Genomic DNA, 2,229 nt, shown 5'->3' with positions numbered 1-2,229 from the left:
TACAAAAGCCTCAAAGTCGACCGACGCACCTACAAAGCCACCCTCAGCATCGACATCTTGCAACCAAGGCTCATCCCGTAACTTCACGGCCTTGGGCTAAAGCCGTGGAGCCGACCGGCCCAGCCACGACGTGCCCCTTCTCTGGCATCAGGTGGCTGAACGCTTAGTGCGCGGCACGGGCGCCGGCCGGGCTGGAGCGGGGCGTAGACAGGAGCGCAGGCCCGGCCGGGGGCCGGGTCGCGCGCGGTGAGCGGAGCGAGCCGCCTTGAATCCGTAAAGAAGGTTGTAACTCAGTCGTCGGAGGGGATGCGCCACAAGGGAGCTGCGTGCTGCTCCGGGCTACTGCTGATGAGTAGTTGGCGCAGGGCATCCCTGTGAGTACCGCTGAGGTTCAGGGCCTCGGTGAGGTGGCGGAACGTCGTGTGGGTGACTCCGCGGGCTCGGGCCTCACTTTGGAACTGGTCGAGTCGAGACAGCACGTCGTCGCGGTCCAGCTTCGTCGGCGGCCGCTCAGTGAGCCATGCAGCCTTGTTGCGTTCGTAGTCGATCTCCGAGAAGCCGCAGATCTCGCGGCTGTATGCCTCGGCCTCGTCCAGGGTGGCGGTCGTCATGATGGCGCGAGCCAGTCTGTTGCGGCCGACCGCGTCGTCCAGGTCGACTTCGTGAACCGTGGGGCCGTCGTCGGTGAGGGGGACGGGAAGGCCGGCGTCGCGCACCTCGCAGATGCCGCGGGCTCCTCGGGCTGTTGCGGCCAGCATGGCGGTGGCCTCCGAGGGGTGCCACTCCAGGATGCTGCCGATCGTCTCCACGTCCTCGGCCGTGAAGGTGTGGACGGGAGTGCCGAACAGAGGGCGCAGGTCATCGGGGGAGATCTCACCATCCAGACCGGGGCCTGCGACCAGGAGCCGGATCGGGGCGTTGACCTGGCAGCAGGCGGCGAGAGTGAGGGCGTCGGCGAGTGGGCTCTTGAGGGTGGGTTCGTCGCCCTGGGCGAGGATGTCGCCGCCGACATCGAGCAGATCGATCGATGCCGGCGCCAGGTGGGACACCAGCTCTTCGAGCTGGCGGGTGATGCCCTCGGCGCCGTCGTGCGGGTCGAGCAGAGCCAGTGTGTGCGGAAGCTCTGCCGCGAGGCGGGGGAGTGTGGAGCCTGCCGGGGCGATCGGCTGGGCCTCGGCCGACACCGACCAGACGGACTGAGTGACGGGTTCGAGTCCCGTGAAGCTGTCGGCTCCCCGTGGTCCCGGGAGGGGGTCGATCAGGAGGCGGTCCCACGCGTACGTGAGGATCACCGCCCGGTCCTCGTCGCCGTAGAGGGCGGCGTGAAGCATGGCGGCGGCGACTGCGTCGCCCCCTCCTCCTGCTGCGACGATCAACCGCGTCATGCGCTCAGAGTACGGGTTCACGGGTTGGCCACTCACCCTATAGTGGCCAAAGGCCATAGCCACTTGGACGAGGAAGGGAGGGGAGATGCCGCAGATCGAAGAGGCCCAGCCGAAGTATCTCCAGATCGCCCACTACATCCGTGACCAGATCCTTCGGGGTGACCTGCGACCGGGGGACGAGGTTCCCTCGGAACGGCAGCTCGCCGCGGACTGGAAGGTGTCCCGGCCCACGGCCGCGCGGTCGTTGGAGGCGCTGAGTCATCAGGGCCTGGTCGAGAAGCGTCAGGGCTCGGGGACGTACGTGCGCAGCCTCGAAGTGAACCGGCGCGCACGCGAGTTGTACGGACGCGCACGGCAGACCGGGAAGATCTACACGCCCGGAGAGTACGCGGTGATCACCTCGACCGGGTGGCTGGAGGCTCCGGACTACGTCGTCGAGGCGCTGGGGCTGGTGAAGGATCGCCGAGCCGTGCACCGCCGGCGGGTGACGAACAACCAGGACGGCCCGATCAACCTGTCCACTTCGTGGTTCGCTGCGGATGTCGGCCAGCGGGCACCCAAGCTCTTGGACCCCGAGCGGATCCAGGAAGGCACGCTCATGTACGTCGAGCGGATGACGGGGCGTCAAGGCAGTTACGCAGAAGACCGGATGTGCGCTCGTGCTGCCACGGATGAGGAGGCGGACGACCTGCGGTTGGAGCCGGGGTCCGCGGTCCTCATCGTCCATCACGTCGTCTTTGACCTCCAGGACGACTCCGTTGCCCAATTCGAGTGGGTTGGCTGTCAAGCCGCGAGTCGGTAGAGGAGCCGGGACAGGCGGCTGGTGCGGGTCTTCGTGGGCTGA

The 2,229-nt window shown here is 67.4% G+C and carries 2 protein-coding genes; one reads left to right on the top strand and one right to left on the bottom strand.

Annotated elements, in window-relative coordinates; genetic code table 11:
• Positions 1-290 precede the first annotated feature (290 nt).
• Complete coding sequence (locus tag AC07DW_RS34105) at positions 291-1,385, bottom strand: DUF1152 domain-containing protein (protein ID WP_478861475.1); 1,095 nt, start codon at positions 1,383-1,385, stop codon at positions 291-293.
• A gap of 85 nt (positions 1,386-1,470) precedes the next feature.
• On the opposite strand from AC07DW_RS34105, the gene AC07DW_RS34100 reads away from it, so the two are divergent.
• On the top strand, positions 1,471-2,187 hold the full coding sequence (locus AC07DW_RS34100; protein WP_478861474.1) for a GntR family transcriptional regulator: 717 nt from the start codon (positions 1,471-1,473) through the stop codon (positions 2,185-2,187).
• The last annotated feature ends 42 nt before the right edge of the window (positions 2,188-2,229 follow it).

Source organism: Streptomyces sp. NPDC045701, from assembly GCF_056432045.1.
This window is presented reverse-complemented; position numbering and strand designations above follow the sequence as displayed.

Coding starts and splice junctions, on each gene's coding strand:
- AC07DW_RS34105 (WP_478861475.1), bottom strand. CDS start 1,385: ATGACGCGGTTGATCGTCGCAGCAGGAGGAGGGGGCGACGCAGTCGCC.
- AC07DW_RS34100 (WP_478861474.1), top strand. CDS start 1,471: ATGCCGCAGATCGAAGAGGCCCAGCCGAAGTATCTCCAGATCGCCCAC.